Origin of the sequence: Cellulomonas citrea (assembly GCF_009829685.1) — a bacterium.
Classification (GTDB): Bacteria; Actinomycetota; Actinomycetes; order Actinomycetales; family Cellulomonadaceae; genus Cellulomonas; species Cellulomonas citrea.
This window is the reverse complement of sequence record NZ_VWSD01000328.1, coordinates 1-800: the sequence shown is the minus strand read 5'-3', so window position 1 is coordinate 800 and position 800 is coordinate 1. Positions and strand designations below refer to the sequence as shown.

Sequence of the window (800 nt, the reverse complement as noted above, 5' to 3'; positions counted from 1 at the left end):
ATCAGTATGCAGCTTCACCAGTGCCACGACCGTGACCAGTTCAGACGTATCCAGAATCACGGTATCCGGCTGCGCTGATCCCACCTCATTTTCATGTCCGGTCAGCACATTTTCCCGGCTGAGAGGGGTGTCCTGACCGGCAGTTTCATCCGTGTCATCAAGCTCCTCTTTCAGCTCTGCCACACGGAGCGCCGGTTCTTCTTTCGTCCCCGTCAGGCTGACATCACGGTTCAGTTGTTCACCCAGCGAGCGGAGACGGGCAATCAGTTCATCTTTCGTCATGGACTCCTCCACAGAGAAACAATGGCCCCGAAGGGCCATGATTACGCCAGTTGTACGGACACGAACTCATCAGGGTCAGCCAGCAGCATCAGCGGTGCTGACTGAATCATGGTGAACTCACGCGCCGGATCGCCGGTGGTCACCCAGTTTTTCGGGTAACGGGCAGAGGCGTTAATGCCTTCGCGCTGTGCGTCCGCATCCTGAATGCAGCCATAGGTGCGCAGACCGCGTGCCTGAGTGTTCCCCAGCACCATCGTGTTGTCCGGCAGGAAGTTCTTTTTGACGCCGTTTTCCACGTACTGTCCGGAATACACGACGATGGCCACATCGCCATACATCCCCTTATAGGACACCGCTTTGCCCAGGTCTTTCACCGCTGTCTCCAGCTCGGAATTAGAGCCACGACGGGTATCCAGCTTCTCCTTGACGGCTTTGAAGGAACGGAACAGCGCCCAGCCTTTCGGATCGAACACGATGATATTCACCACACCGCTGGCGTTCAGCGCGTAGGCTTCGAT

2 protein-coding genes are annotated in these 800 nt (G+C 56.8%); both read right to left on the bottom strand.

Annotated features, from left to right (window positions below):
- Nucleotides 1–294, bottom strand: a 294-nt coding sequence (gene gpFI / locus F2B26_RS16510; RefSeq protein WP_438939215.1) for a DNA-packaging protein FI, incomplete at its 3' end; no start/stop codon positions are given.
- 29 nt (nt 295–323) lie between these two features.
- Nucleotides 324–800, bottom strand: a 477-nt coding sequence (locus F2B26_RS16505; RefSeq protein ID WP_172828379.1) for a major capsid protein, incomplete at its 5' end; no start/stop codon positions are given.